Origin of the sequence: Clostridium paridis (assembly GCF_016765615.1) — a bacterium.
In the GTDB taxonomy this organism is placed as follows: domain Bacteria; phylum Bacillota; class Clostridia; order Clostridiales; family Clostridiaceae; genus Clostridium_T; species Clostridium_T paridis.
In genome coordinates this window covers 59,257-74,495 of record NZ_JAESWA010000025.1, presented here as the reverse complement: position 1 = coordinate 74,495, position 15,239 = coordinate 59,257, and the positions used below count along the sequence as shown (strand labels likewise).

The following is a 15,239-nucleotide window of genomic DNA, read 5'->3' as shown; positions in this document are numbered from 1 at the left end:
GTAAATATTTTTTTGCTCATATAGTTCATCTCTCCTAATGATATTTATTCTATTATACATAAAAGTACCCCATAGAATAGGCTTTTTTTAATTGTCTATTCTATAGGGTACATTTTAAGTTATATAGACTAAAAGAGTTTTTTATTATTCAGAAACTTCTCCCACAGATGCCTTCTTAATTAATACAGAACTTACCCTTCTATTATCACATTCTGTCACTATAAAATCATATCCTTTTAAAGTTACCTTAAGATTAACCTCTGGATATGAATCTAGCTGAGAGAACACCCATCCACCGATAGTATCTATATTTTCTTCATGAATCTCTGTTCCTAATAAATCATTAATATCTTCAATCAATACTTTTCCATCAACTAGATAACTATCTTCTTCTATTTTTATTATCTCGTCACTTTCTTCATCAAATTCATCTTGAATTTCTCCAACAATTTCTTCAAGAATGTCCTCTATAGTTATTAGACCTGCAGTCCCGCCATACTCATCTATAATTATCGCCATTTGCTCTTTTTCCTTTTGGAACATTTTAAATAACACACTTATAGACATTGACTCAGGAACGAATTTTATTTCACGCACAATACTCTCTATATCTTCACTCTTGCCTTCTATTTTCTGCTTATATAAATCCTTTATATGTATGAAACCTATAACATTATCCTTACTATCTCTACACGCAGGATATCTAGTTAATTGTTCTTCTAGACATGTTTGTATTATTTCTTCAAAGGAATCCTCTAAAAAAATACAAGCCATATCTGTACGGGGTATCATTATTTCCTTAACTGTTTTCTCTGAAAAATCAAATATATTATCTAGAAAGGTTAACTCTGTTTTGTCTATTAGTCCATGCTTATAACTCTCTTCTACTAATATTTTTATTTCCTCATCAGTATGAGCTGCTTCATGTTCATGAACTTGCGAGATCCCAAATATTTTTAATACTAAAGTAGTGCTATGGTTAAATGCCCACATAATTGGATAACTAATTTTATAAAACATAATTAGTGGAAATGCCGTATGCATTGCTATACTTTCTGCACTAATGATAGCTAATGATTTAGGTGCAAGTTCTCCAAGAACTATATGAAAGCCTGTTATTATTGCAAATCCAAGTATGAATGAAATAGAGTGAACTGTAACTTCAGATAAGTTAAATAATTTAAATAGAGGTGCTAATATATCTGCAACTGCAGGCTCACCTACCCAACCTAACCCTAATGATGCTAAAGTTATTCCAAGCTGACACGCCGATAAATAAGAATTAAGATCGTTTACTACCTTTTGAGTATCTTTTGCTTTCTTATCCCCTTCTAAAACCAAGGTATCTATTCTTGATTTTCTTACCTTCACCATGGCAAATTCCGTTGCAACAAAAAAGCCATTCATAGCTACTAATAAAAGTACAACTATGATGTTAAATAAAATAATCATGTACTTTTCCCCTTCCATAGTGAAATTATATTAAAATAGATTATATCATATTAATTAACTTTCATAATTATATATTATCTCATAAATTTCAATATTATATTAATGGAGGATAAAGTTTTAGCTTTATCCTCTTAAATTGTCTTAATATTTATTTTTATCACAAACTTTTTTCACTACTCTATATGGTCTCATCATATCGTGATCCTCATGCTCTAAAATATGACAGTGCCATGGATATACTCCTAAATAGCCTTCAAATCTTGCTATAATGGATGTGATTTCACCTGGGTTAGCCCTAACTGTATCTTTCCATCCTCTCTCATTTGAATCTGGATATCTAGCTGGCCCTGTATATTTTATTTCTCCTGTTGCATTATAGTATGCTAAATCATAAGGGCGCCTCTCTAATATCTGAAATTTTACTAGATGCAAATGAATTGGATGAGTATCAACAGTGGTGTTTACAAATCTCCATATCTCTATACTATTGATTACAGGTGTTTCTGTAATTGGATCATTCCAATTCTGTCCAGTCAAAAGAAGCAATAATCTGCCATATTGATCTGTACTTTCATCAAGGGTAAGGTTTCGTATCTTGCATGCACAATCAGGATCTAATCTCTCAACTTCAACTAATCTATCTGGCATAGTGTTATTTTTATAGCTTTTAACAATATTACCTACTCTAAATTCCATAACATTAGCTGTTGTATTGGGGTCTGGATTTTCTCCCATTGGAAATGGAGTAGGTGCACTATTAGCTAGTACAAATTCTAGTCCATCAAGACCTGTAAAATCTATTAATAAATCTGCTCTCTCTGCTGGTGCTAAAATTAATTCCATTAAGTGAACCGGTCTTTCTAGTAATCCTTGATCTGTTCCTATCTGCATAACATGAGGTGCCTTACCATTAACAGGGTTAAACTTAAGAGTATAGAATCTTGAATTAGAACCATTTAATAATCTAATTCTGTACAATCTTGGCTCTACATCGCAGTATGGCCATACTTTCCCATTTGCTAATATTGTATCCCCAAAGAATTCTGGAACAATTGATGGATATACATCAGGAACTGGTGGAGTTGGTTCAGCTGGATAGTATAAACTTCCATCCTCATTAAAACTTCTATCTTGAATAACTATTGGAATTTCATAATCACCTTTTGGAAGGTTAAGAGATAGCTCCTCGTTATCACGTATCATATAAAATCCTGCAAGTCCTGCATAAACATTCAAGCGTGTTATCCCTATTGCATGATCATGGTACCATAAACAAGTCGCCTGCTGATTATTAGGATACAAATAAGTTTTTCTTTCAAAATCTGGTCCAACTTCTTTAAAGCCATTAGTAAACCAAGCTGATGGGTATCCATCACTATCATGAGAGACTTTTGCTCCATGAAGATGAACAACTGTCCTAACGTGTGGATTAGGTGGTTCAGCGCCGTGTATTGTTGTATCTACTGGCAATAAGTGTCTATTAACTGGAAGTTCGTTTGTCCACTTAACTAGTATTGAATTATCCTTTCTAGCCTCAATAGTAGGACCAGGATAGCTTCCATCATATCCCCATAACTCTGTAGGTGGTAAATCTCTATGAAGACTTTGCTTTATTACCTTCATAGGAACTTCATAATACTCTAACCTATCAACTGATCCTTTTGGTTTTAATACTCTAGGTCTTGGGAGTTCATCTACAAACTTTTCTAGTTGCATACTATTTCCTCCTCATTAGTTTAAGTTTTGAAATTTACATATTTTATCTTAATATAATATATGTTCTCATCCCCTAAATGTTTATTTTTAGTATAATTAGAATAAGAATTATTTTTTTGGAGGATTTCACTATGTTAAATAAAAATATTAAAATTGGCTTTATAGGAACAGGTGTTATGGGTGCATCCATGGCTTCAAATATATTAAAAGGCGGCTATGAAGTTTTGGTTTATAATAGAACCAAAGAAAAAGCTATGGACCTAATAAAAAATGGCGCAAAATGGATGGATTCTATTGCTGAACTTTCTTCTGCTTCTGATGTTATTATAACTATAGTTGGATATCCTAAGGACGTTGAGGAAGTTTATTTATCTGAAAATGGAATCCTTAATAATGCAAAAGAGAACAGCTATATAATCGATATGACCACTTCAAAACCATCTCTGGCAAAGAAAATATATGAAGTTGCAAATGCAAAAAATATTTATGTTCTTGATGCTCCTGTATCTGGAGGAGATGTTGGTGCTAAAAATGGAACCCTTTCTATAATGGTAGGTGGTGACTCTACGGCATTTAATGATTTAAAGCCTCTTCTTGAATTGATGGGAGAAAATATTGTACTTCAAGGGCCTTCTGGGGCTGGTCAACATACAAAGCTATCGAATCAAATTGCTATAGCTGGAAGCATTATGGGTGTGTGCGAGGCTTTATCTTATGCTAAAAAGTCAGGTTTAAATATAGAAAATGTATTAAAATCCATTGGTTCTGGTGGAGCTGCTAGTTGGCAACTAAATGCTTATGCACCAAGAATAATAAAAGGAGACTATGCTCCTGGTTTCTATATAAAACATTTTGTTAAAGACCTTGGAATAGCAATTGAGGAAGCAAACTCTATAGGACTAGAAACTCCTACTATTAACTTATGCAAGTCTCTTTATGATAAGCTTATACAGCAAGGAAAAGAAGATTTAGGTACTCAAGCATTATATCAATTATACCTAGATTAAAAAAAAGCGACTTAGTCGCTTTTTTTATATTTTAAACCTATATCCTGTTCCCCATAAGGTTTCTATAAATTCTGGATTAGATGGATCCTTCTCAATCTTTTTTCTTATTTTTTGTATATGAACTGGTATTGTTGCAGTATCTCCATAATACTCATCGCCCCAGATTCTATCAAAGATATGTTCCTTTGTGAATACGACATTAGGATTTGAAGCAAGAAGTAATAAAATGGCATATTCTTTAGAAGTCATTTGAACCTCTTTTCCATAAACAAATATTCTATGAGAGGATGTGTTTATCTCTAATCCTCTATGAGTTATCAGCTCTGGTTCTGCGATACTAGTACCCTTTAGTCTCTCATATCTATTAATATGTGATTTAACTCTTGCTGTTAGTTCAGCTGGACTAAATGGTTTAGTTAAATAGTCATCAGCTCCAAAATCCAAGCCTCTTATCTTATCAATATCTTCTGTTCTTGCTGAAACAACTATTATTGGTATCTCAAATCTCTTTCTTATCTCTTTTATTATTTCATAACCATCCTTACCAGGAAGCATTAAATCAACTATTATCACATCATATATCCCCTGCATTGCTAGCTTTAGCCCTTCAGCTCCATCATTAACTATTTCAACCTTATATCCATTTAACTGTAAATAATCTCTTTCCATTTCTGCAATATTTATATCATCCTCAATAATTAATATCTGTTTCATAGCTATTTCTCCTCTCTAATTTGTTTTTATAGGAAGTTTAATAGTAAAGCAAGTACCTACACCTTTTTCACTTGCGGCAGTAATTTCTCCACCATGTGCTTCAACTAACTCTTTAGCTATTGCAAGTCCTAACCCAGTACTCATTAAATCTTTAGTTCTAGCATAGTCTACTCTATAAAATCTATCAAATATATACGGAAGCTTATCTTCTGGTATACCTTCACCATTGTCTTCTATATCTATAAATACAAATTCTTTATTACTATATAGCTTTACATTAATCTTTAAGTTATTTTCTGATCCATACTTCACTGAATTTCCAATTATATTTTTAAACACTTGATGTATTCTTTTTCGGTCAATATTAACATAATATTTATCTTGAATTTCATCTCTATATGTAAAATCTATATTTCTTTCCTCAAGTTCAAAGTTAAATTCCCCCATTAAATCTTCCATAAAAGCATTTACATTTATATTTTCTAATTGAAGCTCTAGCTTTTGCATATCTAACTTAGAAAATAAAAATAAATCATCTATTAGCTTATTCATATAGCCAGCATTACTATATATTATTTGATGATACTTTTCTATTGTCTCTTTAGGCAAATCATTTCTATCTGTCATAGTTTCAATATATCCTTGAATGGATGTTATTGGTGTTTTTAAATCATGTGAAATATTTGCTATTAAAAGTTTTCTATTTTCCTCATATTCCTGCTTTAATCTTTCACCATCTTGCAATTTCTTAGCCATTTCATTAAAAGAATCAATAAGCACATTTATCTCATTACTAGCATCGGAATCAACATAGACTTCATAATTTCCTTTTGCGATTTCCTCCACGCCTAGTTTTAACCTGCTTATAGGTTTAAGAATTCTCTTCTCCAAGCTAACAAGGAAAAGTAATTGCATAATTCCACCTATACCAATTATTGTTGCAACAGTAATTCCAATAGATTTCATACCTAAATTTCTAAATAATATATAGCATATAAAAAGATTAAATATTATGATGAGTGGCCTAGTTAGTTTAATATGTCTATGATACCACTGAAAATCATTTCTCCCTCTATATAACTCATGTATTCTTCTTTGAAATTCTCTTTCTAATCTATGCTTCTCTATATGCCTTCTTCTTACTTCTCTCATATGTTTATTCCATCTATTAAAATTATCGTTATATTCGTTCCTATTACTCATCTTTACCCCCTAGATTACTATCAATATATATTAAATTTATTTTATATATAAATAATAAAAATATCTTAAAGCATTTATAAAGATTTTATAAAATCCTTATGCTACTTTCAATCAAATTCTGTTTAAAAACTTTTTATACTTCTTTATAAAATCTTTAAATTTGTTTTAAATTGATTTTATAATTTACCATTATTATTATCCTGTAAACAGAACAACAGGAGGTTACAAATATGCCAAACATTATTGATGTTAAAAATTTTACTAAGAAATATGGAGATTTTACTGCTGTAGATAATATTTCATTTAATGTGGAAGAAGGATCTATATTTGCTTTTCTTGGTCCAAATGGTGCTGGGAAAAGTACTACCATTAATACCCTTTGTACAATAATAAATAAATCAGAAGGAACCCTAAATATTAATGGTTATGAAGTGTCTAAACATAAAGATAAAGTTAGAAATGATATAGGAATAGTTTTTCAAGAGTCTGCACTAGATGGAAAATTAACTGTTGAAGAAAACTTAAAGTTTCACTGTGAATTTTATAATGTTCCTAAGAATGATATTAAAAACAGAATTGATTTTGTATTAGATTTAGTAGATCTTAAAGATTGGAGAAAAGCACCTGTAAATAGCCTTTCAGGGGGTATGAAAAGAAGAGTTGAAATAGCTAGAGGATTGGTTCATTACCCAAAAGTTTTATTTCTAGACGAACCAACAACAGGACTTGATCCTCAAACAAGGGCAAATATATGGGATTATATTTATAAGCTTCAAAAGCAAAAAAATATAACTATCTTCTTAACCACACACTACATGGATGAAGCTGAAATTTGCGATAAGGTTGCTATTATGGATCATGGAAAGATTGTAGCCTTTGACACACCTTCTAATCTTAAAAAGCAATACACTGGTAGCATAACCAAGCTCGAGGTGTTACAAACTTATTTATTAATTGAACATCTAAACATACATTCTATCAAGTATAAGCAAGAAGATAATGTATTTACTATTTATTCAAATGATACTAATGGAATTATAGAGCTAATCACTACGTTTAAAGATATAATTGTAGATTTTGAAACAACAAAAGGAACTTTGAATGATGTATTCTTAGCTATCACTGGAAAGGAGATTAGAGAATAATGCGTGGAATGATTGCAATTCTAAAAAGAAACTTAACTAACTTTATAAGGGACAGGCTAAGATTATTCTTTTCTATATTTATGTCTTTGTTTTTCCTATTTATATTTTCATTCGTTATGAAATCTAGTACTGTAGGTGTTGAACAACCTTTAAACTATTTAATATCTGGAATTATAATTATGACGGTGTTCCAAGCGGCCTTAAGTAATTCAACAAACATAATAGAGGATATATCAATGGGCTTTATGAAAGAAATTATAGTATCGCCTATACCTAGATGGCAGATATCAATTGGACAAGTTCTTTCTTCTACAACAATAGCTGTTATTCAAGGTATACTAGTAGTTGTTGTGGCTCTATTTATGGGTCTTAACATTGACTTCTTACAATTTGCCGAGATGGTTGGGGTTATGTTATTAGTGGGAGTAACCTTCAGTTCAATTGGAGTATTCTTAGCTAGTGTTGCAAAAAGTTCAACTACTTTCCAGATAATGATTACTGCCTTTACTATGCCATTAACCTTTTTATCTGGAGCTTATATCCCAACAACTGTTATGCCAAAATTACTTAGACCTTTTGTCTACATAAATCCATTAACATATACAACATCAATATTTAGATATATTACCTTGAAAATGCAAAACCTATCTTCAGCTGAATTAGTAAAAGAGGGTGTGTCCTTTAACATTAATGGATTTATAATTGAACCTTATATGGGATTATTTATTATCTTATTAATGGGACTTATATTCTTTGTTCTTTGTGTACTACAATTTAACAAAGCCGATTTTTCAAAAGTTAAGGTTTTTGATCCTCATAAGCAATAGATTTGCTCTTTATACAAATCTGTTCGCTTTAAGTGTTGATGGGGGATGTATAAATAAAGCTTCTTCTTATATCTCATTGATTAAATAATTTAGAGCCTAATTATCGTAAGATAATTAGGCTCTAAATGTTATATATAAATATGTAACTTTTTATATGCAATTTCATACACTAATATAGGATAAAAAATAATAAACTAAGGAGATGTGTTTTTATGGCATTAACTGTCAACTTTGATACTCCTCAATCAGCAACAAACCGTTTTGTTACTACTTCTGGATCTGTTGCTCCTAACTCAATAGGGCACTTAAAGATAGTTCTTAATGTTACTACTACTGGAACATCAACTGTTAACCGTTCATTTTATAGAGCAATAGACTATGATAATTCAGGGGCTACTACTACTTTGACCATTACTAATGCTCCATATACTTTAACAATTACTCCAAAGCTTCTTACAACAGAAACTGTTAATGAAACTACTGGTGTAATAACATCATGGTCATATACTCAACCTTAAGATGATAAAATTAAGCATGGGGTCTTAAGTGACTCCATGTTTTACCTCATCATGTAGAAAGGAGGTAAGTAATTTGTCAAGTTTGCTTATTCCAGCGACAAAAAGTTTAACTGTCACAAATAGAATTCCTAATGGAAATATAAATGAAGACACAATATTGGTTGGTAGTGATGAAAATTTTGTGTATTTTAGTTATCTCTTTTTTGATACTTCCGTTATACCAAAGGATTCTTGTATTTGTAGTGCAGAACTTGTTCTGTTTAAAACTAATGACTTCTATAATAGTAGAAAAGAATTCTATATCAGTCCCTTATTGGATTATTTTAGTTCCTATACAACATTCAACAATCGTCCTAGAGTTAATACCATCATTAAAGCAACCTTTTATCCGGTGGTCTCTAAAGTTGCCGCAACAGTTGATTTGACATATTTTGTATCTTATTGGTTTAAAAATAATCTGGCTAATACTAGCATAATATTATTCACCAAAGAAAAAGATATTCTTACGAAATTTGGATCCGCAGTCAGTAGCGATCCTTATCTTATTCCTTATTTAAGTATATCTACTTGTCCTAATGTTTGTCCTAATAAACAAAAAACAATAAATTATTATGTACCTCCTCAGCCAGAACCTAAACCTCGTAGCTTAGAATATGTTGATGTCTCAGGGACTGTAGCTGCCGAATCAATCTACGCTTCGGTTGTAAATGTTAAAGTAACAAGAGCTGGAACTAGTAATATAGACAATTACTACGTTTCCCATTTATATGATAATTCTTTAAATCTTTCTGATAGTTCAATATCTGCAACTTATACTGTCGCAATTGTACCGCCAGTACAACTTGGTGATACTGTAGAAGGCGCTGTATTCGGCTCATACAAGGAATAGAATACAATTTTCTTCTACGCTATCACCAATTATTAGTAAGAGGTGCATAGTCAAAGTTATAAAAATATTCCTAGATGACTTGCACCTTTTTATTATTACCATATAGAGCATCAAATATCTAAATTTAATTTAGTAACATATCTAGCCCCACCTTATCATATATTTCAAATTCTTTAATTGACCTTAGTATTTCTTTTCTTCCTAGATCAATGAATCCTTGGTCATAATATAATTTCCCAAGTTCAAGTAGGGTTGCTTTATTACTTATCAAAGTTAATAAATTTACTGCTACTTTAAGTTCCTCAAATTTGTCATTTATAAGCAATATCTCTATGATTTCTAGAATTATTTTAAGAGACTCTGTCTCTTTTTCATCATTAGATATTTCTGAAGCTTCCTCATCCTTAAAAATATTCAAACACTGGGTATATACTCCTATAAGCTTGTTATTATAATCTGACGAAGCTTCAGTATTAAAACTATTTATTAAGCTTAATGCCTTTTCATAATTATTAGTTAATATACTGCTCAGGATTTTATGAACCAAAAAATATGCATAAGAGTTACTCTCCTCACTCATTCCATCCATATTTATGCACTCCTCAAATTCACCTGCCCGTACAAGGCATTTTGCCTTGAGAATAGACATCTCTTCTGTAAGTATTCCTATTTGCTCACATTTGGCTATATACTCTAATGCAGTTTTATAAAACCTTTGAGAATAAAACAAATCTGCTATAACTTCATTTGATTTAGAATAATTTTTCAAGAGTTCTTCCAGTATTTTTTTCATTTCATCTATTGGTGTAATTTTATTTTTTAGTATAAATCCTAAAGGATATATTGAACTAACAAAATCAGGTTTTAATTTTATGGCTTTTTCATAGTAGTTATAGGCAGTATCATAATCTCTAAGTTTTAAATATACATTTCCTAGTTCATAGTAAGCCTTAAAATCCCCTACTCCCAATATGCATCTATATTGAGGCGGCGCCTCACCTAATTCAACACACTTTTCTAATTCCCTTATTTGTTTAGTTGGCATATTCTTATCCTTGTAGGCTAATGCTTTTAAAAAATACAGTTCTGTAAACTTAGGATAATGCTCTATTCCAATGTTTATAAATTTTAAAGATGTTTCATAATCTTTTATTTTATAACATTCAAAAGCAATTCTAAATATCAGTAAATAGCTGTATCCATTTTTCGGATCAAAATTTTCATAAGATTTATAATAATGCCGTAAAGCTTTTTCTGAGTCAGCTAGTCTTGCATATTCAGTACCTAGGTTAAAATGTGCGAATGAATTATTGGGATTCTTTTTTATTTGTTCTTCTAAGAGAGTTATATTTCTTAATTCCTTATTCTTTGAAAATATACTCTTGTTTAAATAACCATAATGATAAATTTTTATATCTCTGCATATCACACCACTCTTACTTTCTGAGTATATTAATTGATTATGAATTTCTCCTTCATAATGTGTACCCTGATTATTTTTAAATAGGCGTGGATTTAAGTTTATAGTCATAGAAGATTTATCTATTGAATCCCCATAATAACTTAAAGTTTCAAAAAAATAAATGAAGTCCTCGTTTAACGAACTTTCCAATAATCTTTTAAATATATCGATAGATTCATGACTTAATTCCTCATCTGCATCAAGGATTAGTATCCAATCTTTTGTAGCATATTTCAAGGATTCATTTCTTGCTTCACTAAAGCTATTATTCCATTTATGATGATAAACCTTAGCATTATAACTTTTAGCTATACTTACAGTATTATCCGAGGATCCTGTGTCCACAACTATAATTTCATCCACTATATTATTAACACTTTCTAAGCAGGTTGCTAGATATTCTTCCTCATCCTTAACAATCATACATAAACTCACTTCATTACTCACAGTTAAATCCTCCATGTATATCGTGTAATATTTATCCATATAGTTATATAATATGTTAGATTACCTTAAAAGTTCTTTGATGTACAAACCTCAGTCTATAATGTTAGTAACTTAATTAATTATATTTAAACAAAAAGATCCCTGTGCTAAAACAGAAATCTTTTTTCATTCCAACTTGTTTTATTCTAATTCAAATAATTATCTACATAAATTCATTATTTCTTTGCTAACTTCCTCTACTCCATTTATATTTATAATCTTACTTTGATCATTTCTCGTTTTTTTTCTAACCTTTATATCTGAGTAGTAGTTTATTCCACCAATTATATTTTCTTTTTTCAGTTCATAATACCAGCCCAAGCAATAAATCAAGTCCTTTTCATGCATTTTTGTACCTATTTTGTACTGATTATCGGCAAGTATTATTCCTAATATAGGTATGTTTATAGCACATAACTCGTATATAGTACTCCCACATGCAGATATTGCTAAATCACATTTTTTCATCACATCAACGATATTAGAATTCTTATATAATTTTATATTTTTTCTTCCTTTACATATGGATTCTATTTTTTTTATTACTTCTACATCAAATGCTGGACCAATGACTACATGATAATTAATTTTTAAATCTATAATGTATTCTAATATCTTATTAGTTATATTTAATGGATCTCCTCCCCCAACTGTTATCATAATATCTTTTATTTCTTCTCTATCTTCTTTAGCCTTCTCAACTCTAAATTCTTCTCTAAGCATTAAATACTTTGTTCCTAATAATAATCGTGTATCATTAGGAACTTGATATTGGAAATCTACAGCAGTGATATTAGGATTAATTAGAATATCCACATCAAAATAGAATAAATTTAGGTCATCTATATAGACTGTATTTTTGAATATCTTTTTAGTTTCGAAAAAATACCTCTCATCTACATCATAACTATCAGTTATAAGTAAATCTGCTTTTATATTATTTAGCTCACTAATTGTATTTTCCTCATTAATAATTACAACATTAAAGCCTTCTTCTTTAATTTTCTTTATTCCCATGCTATATTTATTCGTTAGTGGAATATCTACCCTACATACGTAGAATACATCGTTATTCTTTCTTAGGTTTTTTGCTAGTGTCAAAGTCCTCATTATATGCCCCATGCCTATTTGGCTTCCGCCATCAGCACGTATTGCTATATTAATAATACCACCTCACTAATCAAGTGATTATTCTCACTACCTCAAAAGCCTCTGCATATTTAACTCCAATTACACTTCCCCAAACTTTGGCACTTGCTACGAGACTTTCTAGTGATCTTGGATGTGGAAAATCTCTAATTTCACTTTTATAATATTTCATGGCCTTCAATTTTTTATTAAGTGTCTCTGTAACATCAACAAAGTAATTAGGTCTAAAACTGTTTTTATATTCAAAATTCCACTCTGTAGAGGATACCGTCTCAAAGCAATAAATCTCTTTAACCTGCTCTTTGTTAATGGGTCTTGTTGCTGTTAACACAGCCTCATATATTTTTTTATGATCTATATTTAGGTCACCACCATGATGTGTATAAATAATATCTGGCTTTAGTTTATTTAAGTAAGCTTCAATAACCTTAATAATATCTAGCAAATTCAATGAATCGAATCTGTTATCAGGCAAGTTTTCTAAGTAGAGATCTTCATATCCGATTATCTTAGCTACACCATTAGCATCCTTATGAAGATCCTCAACTTCTATATTATTTACCTGATTTTTATTCTCATATCTCGAAGTAATTCCTTCTCCTAAAACAAGCGCAAAGCATCTGTCACCATTATTTACATGCTTGGCTACAGTTGCCCCAACTCCAAGTATTTCATCATCAGGATGTGCTGCTATCACTAATATATTCTTCATAAAACCTCCTTACAACATCTCTTTTAAGCAATTTCATAGCTTTGTTGCTATAATCTCCCATTCAGCATGAACATAGTATAGAGGGTTAATTTGTTCGACTGCTTCTATATGCTTAATACTTCCTAGTTGCCATTTTTCTTGAAATAACCTATAAATATCTCTCTTACCATAAAAACTTACATTTCCAACATTGCTTATTCCTTCTTTTATATGTTCTGTCATTCCATCAGCTCTATATTCTCCAGATGTACAACTACTGTGTTTATCGCTAAATGGGTTAAAGAAGAACTTTCCACCTCTCTTTAATACTCTATTTATTTCACTTACCGCTAATTTGCATTTATTAAGATTAACACATGATAACGCTGATCTATCAATTACAAGATCAAAACTTTCATCATCAAATGGAAGTTTTTTAATATCTCCAGCAATAAATTTTCCTTTTAAATTTTCATCCATGAATCTCTTTTTAGCATACTCTATAGCACTTTTACTTCTATCTACTCCTGTGACATTAAACCCCTCTCGTGCTGCGAACCATAGGTTATTTCCTGCCCCACAGCCTACTTCAAGTATTTTTATATCCTTTCTTTCTATGTTTTTAGGATAATTTTTATATACAAATGCTACTACTGAATCATAGGGATATCTATTAAGCTGGGTTCCACTATCATATATTTCATCCCAAACCTTCTTATTTAAATCACTCACCTTTATTTACACGCCCCCTTGAAACAATTTGTATAGAGTTTTTTTATTTATATTTTCTCTTGTTATAATATCCAATGCTTCGTCCTTACTAACATTGAATAACAAATCAATAATTGCTATATTTGGAATAAAATCATCCCATGCTTGATTGTAGGTTGGATGATTATACTCTTGAAAATATATATTTATATTGTTTTTTCCAAAGTAACTTCTATCAGCATAACTTCTTCCAAGCTTTCCAAATACAAATGTATCACAGTTGAGTTTTTTGCAAAGTTCTACAATAAGCTCTTGTTTTTTTTCCTTAGTCTCAATATTGCTTTGATAATAAATTTTTGTTTTAATTCTAAGTTCGCTTAGAAAAAATTTATTCATGTACTCCGTCAAGTCCACCAAATTACTCCATTCTCTTTTGTATACATCTTCTAGAAAATCACTATAATGATGAAAATACTGAGTTTTTTTATAATTTAAATATATACTCTTCCAATGTTTATCCTTCCAATTGTATTTATTATCTATCTCCATGGTTTTAATGGTTTTATCCATATGTCCATTCATCTTAATAGGTACAGAGAGCCAAAGTGCTCCATTTGATGTTTTTATTCTATTTCTATTTGTGAAACTATTTTTTTCAAATTGCACTTCATCTAAGACCACAAACTTATCACTTATAGCTATTTTATGGAAATAACCAAGCCACGGTAAATATGCTGGCTGATGTGCTGATAAAATCATTCTTCTATCCTTCTTTTAAGTAATACTTTTTATAAACCTTAGCTGGATTCCCCTTTATCAAAGAATACGGTGGTATCTCTCCACCATTTATTAAAATAGTTCCAGCAGCAACAACTGAATTATGTCCTATTTTTACATTTCCTCCTATAAACGAGTGCGAACCCACAAACACATTATTTTCTAATATTATCTTTCCTCTTGCTATTTCATTACTTAATCCAATAGTTCTACTATGAGAATCTGCTATATTGATAGATACAAATGATGCAATATCACATTTATCCCCTATAATAACCTCTCCACCTTTAGCATTTATTTCAGAAAAAAAGCCAATAAATACATCCTTACCTAACTTAGGACTACCATTAACAAAAACTAATGGATGATATTCATTTTCTCTCAGCTCCAAAGTATCTATTAATAGCTTTAAAAATTTCTCTTTAAGATTATCATTAGAACTAATACTATTAATTAACTCTTGAATCTTGTCATTATCTATAACTCTCACCA

General features: G+C 30.5%; 15 protein-coding genes. 5 read left to right on the top strand and 10 right to left on the bottom strand.

What is annotated here, in order from left to right:
• Positions 1-144 precede the first annotated feature (144 nt).
• Both JK634_RS17390 and JK634_RS17385 read right to left on the bottom strand, forming a co-directional pair.
• Positions 145-1,452 (bottom strand): hemolysin family protein, encoded by a 1,308-nt coding sequence (locus tag JK634_RS17390; protein WP_202769001.1) that lies wholly within the window; start codon positions 1,450-1,452, stop codon positions 145-147.
• 141 nt (positions 1,453-1,593) lie between these two features.
• A complete protein-coding gene (locus JK634_RS17385) occupies positions 1,594-3,168 on the bottom strand; it encodes a multicopper oxidase family protein (RefSeq protein WP_202769000.1) in 1,575 nt (524 codons plus the stop codon).
• Positions 3,169-3,299: 131 nt separating this feature from the next.
• Between JK634_RS17385 and JK634_RS17380 the strand changes: the two genes are divergently transcribed.
• Positions 3,300-4,175 carry an NAD(P)-dependent oxidoreductase gene (locus JK634_RS17380; RefSeq protein ID WP_202768999.1) on the top strand — a complete coding sequence of 292 codons (876 nt, stop codon included), beginning with the start codon at positions 3,300-3,302 and terminating at the stop codon, positions 4,173-4,175.
• Between the two features lie 24 nt (positions 4,176-4,199).
• Here JK634_RS17380 and JK634_RS17375 read toward each other — a convergent pair whose 3' ends face one another.
• Both JK634_RS17375 and JK634_RS17370 read right to left on the bottom strand, forming a co-directional pair.
• A complete protein-coding gene (locus tag JK634_RS17375; protein ID WP_202768998.1) occupies positions 4,200-4,889 on the bottom strand; it encodes a response regulator transcription factor in 690 nt (229 codons plus the stop codon).
• A 15-nt stretch (positions 4,890-4,904) separates the two neighbouring features.
• The gene (locus JK634_RS17370) at positions 4,905-6,092 is read right to left on the bottom strand and encodes a sensor histidine kinase (RefSeq protein ID WP_202768997.1); all 1,188 of its coding nucleotides are present in this window, start codon (positions 6,090-6,092) and stop codon (positions 4,905-4,907) included.
• 230 nt (positions 6,093-6,322) lie between these two features.
• On the opposite strand from JK634_RS17370, the gene JK634_RS17365 reads away from it, so the two are divergent.
• The 4 genes from JK634_RS17365 to JK634_RS17350 all read left to right on the top strand — a co-directional run bounded on the left by JK634_RS17365 (position 6,323) and on the right by JK634_RS17350 (position 9,471).
• Entirely contained in the window at positions 6,323-7,237 is a 915-nt protein-coding gene (locus tag JK634_RS17365; RefSeq protein ID WP_202768996.1) for an ABC transporter ATP-binding protein, read from the top strand.
• Complete coding sequence (locus tag JK634_RS17360) at positions 7,237-8,064, top strand: ABC transporter permease (protein WP_202768995.1); 828 nt, start codon at positions 7,237-7,239, stop codon at positions 8,062-8,064. The genes JK634_RS17365 and JK634_RS17360 overlap by 1 nt, the downstream gene beginning before the upstream one ends.
• A gap of 212 nt (positions 8,065-8,276) precedes the next feature.
• Positions 8,277-8,582 (top strand): hypothetical protein, encoded by a 306-nt coding sequence (locus JK634_RS17355; RefSeq protein ID WP_202768994.1) that lies wholly within the window; start codon positions 8,277-8,279, stop codon positions 8,580-8,582.
• Positions 8,583-8,655: 73 nt separating this feature from the next.
• Positions 8,656-9,471, top strand: coding sequence for a DNRLRE domain-containing protein (locus tag JK634_RS17350; RefSeq protein WP_202768993.1), 816 nt, complete (start codon positions 8,656-8,658; stop codon positions 9,469-9,471).
• 124 nt (positions 9,472-9,595) lie between these two features.
• Here the strand turns inward: JK634_RS17350 and JK634_RS17345 are convergent, their stop codons facing one another.
• The 6 genes from JK634_RS17345 to JK634_RS17320 all read right to left on the bottom strand — a co-directional run bounded on the left by JK634_RS17345 (position 9,596) and on the right by JK634_RS17320 (position 15,237).
• Entirely contained in the window at positions 9,596-11,380 is a 1,785-nt protein-coding gene (locus tag JK634_RS17345; RefSeq protein WP_202768992.1) for a glycosyltransferase, read from the bottom strand.
• A gap of 198 nt (positions 11,381-11,578) precedes the next feature.
• A complete protein-coding gene (gene pseG / locus JK634_RS17340; RefSeq protein ID WP_338031245.1) occupies positions 11,579-12,571 on the bottom strand; it encodes a UDP-2,4-diacetamido-2,4,6-trideoxy-beta-L-altropyranose hydrolase in 993 nt (330 codons plus the stop codon).
• A gap of 28 nt (positions 12,572-12,599) precedes the next feature.
• Complete coding sequence (locus JK634_RS17335) at positions 12,600-13,280, bottom strand: PIG-L deacetylase family protein (protein ID WP_202768991.1); 681 nt, start codon at positions 13,278-13,280, stop codon at positions 12,600-12,602.
• 33 nt (positions 13,281-13,313) lie between these two features.
• Positions 13,314-13,991 (bottom strand): methyltransferase domain-containing protein, encoded by a 678-nt coding sequence (locus tag JK634_RS17330; RefSeq protein ID WP_202768990.1) that lies wholly within the window; start codon positions 13,989-13,991, stop codon positions 13,314-13,316.
• 6 nt (positions 13,992-13,997) lie between these two features.
• Positions 13,998-14,729: a WbqC family protein gene (locus JK634_RS17325; RefSeq protein ID WP_202768989.1), complete on the bottom strand. Its 732-nt coding sequence runs from the start codon at positions 14,727-14,729 to the stop codon at positions 13,998-14,000.
• A gap of 4 nt (positions 14,730-14,733) precedes the next feature.
• Positions 14,734-15,237: a DapH/DapD/GlmU-related protein gene (locus JK634_RS17320; protein WP_202768988.1), complete on the bottom strand. Its 504-nt coding sequence runs from the start codon at positions 15,235-15,237 to the stop codon at positions 14,734-14,736.
• Between the last annotated feature and the right edge of the window lie 2 nt (positions 15,238-15,239).

Excerpts from the sequence above, each read along its gene's own strand:
- JK634_RS17390 (WP_202769001.1), bottom strand. The coding sequence starts at position 1,452 with ATGATTATTTTATTTAACATCATAGTTGTACTTTTATTAGTAGCTATG.
- JK634_RS17385 (WP_202769000.1), bottom strand. The coding sequence starts at position 3,168 with ATGCAACTAGAAAAGTTTGTAGATGAACTCCCAAGACCTAGAGTATTA.
- JK634_RS17380 (WP_202768999.1), top strand. The coding sequence starts at position 3,300 with ATGTTAAATAAAAATATTAAAATTGGCTTTATAGGAACAGGTGTTATG.
- JK634_RS17375 (WP_202768998.1), bottom strand. The coding sequence starts at position 4,889 with ATGAAACAGATATTAATTATTGAGGATGATATAAATATTGCAGAAATG.
- JK634_RS17370 (WP_202768997.1), bottom strand. The coding sequence starts at position 6,092 with ATGAGTAATAGGAACGAATATAACGATAATTTTAATAGATGGAATAAA.
- JK634_RS17365 (WP_202768996.1), top strand. The coding sequence starts at position 6,323 with ATGCCAAACATTATTGATGTTAAAAATTTTACTAAGAAATATGGAGAT.
- JK634_RS17360 (WP_202768995.1), top strand. The coding sequence starts at position 7,237 with ATGCGTGGAATGATTGCAATTCTAAAAAGAAACTTAACTAACTTTATA.
- JK634_RS17355 (WP_202768994.1), top strand. The coding sequence starts at position 8,277 with ATGGCATTAACTGTCAACTTTGATACTCCTCAATCAGCAACAAACCGT.
- JK634_RS17335 (WP_202768991.1), bottom strand. The coding sequence starts at position 13,280 with ATGAAGAATATATTAGTGATAGCAGCACATCCTGATGATGAAATACTT.
- JK634_RS17325 (WP_202768989.1), bottom strand. The coding sequence starts at position 14,729 with ATGATTTTATCAGCACATCAGCCAGCATATTTACCGTGGCTTGGTTAT.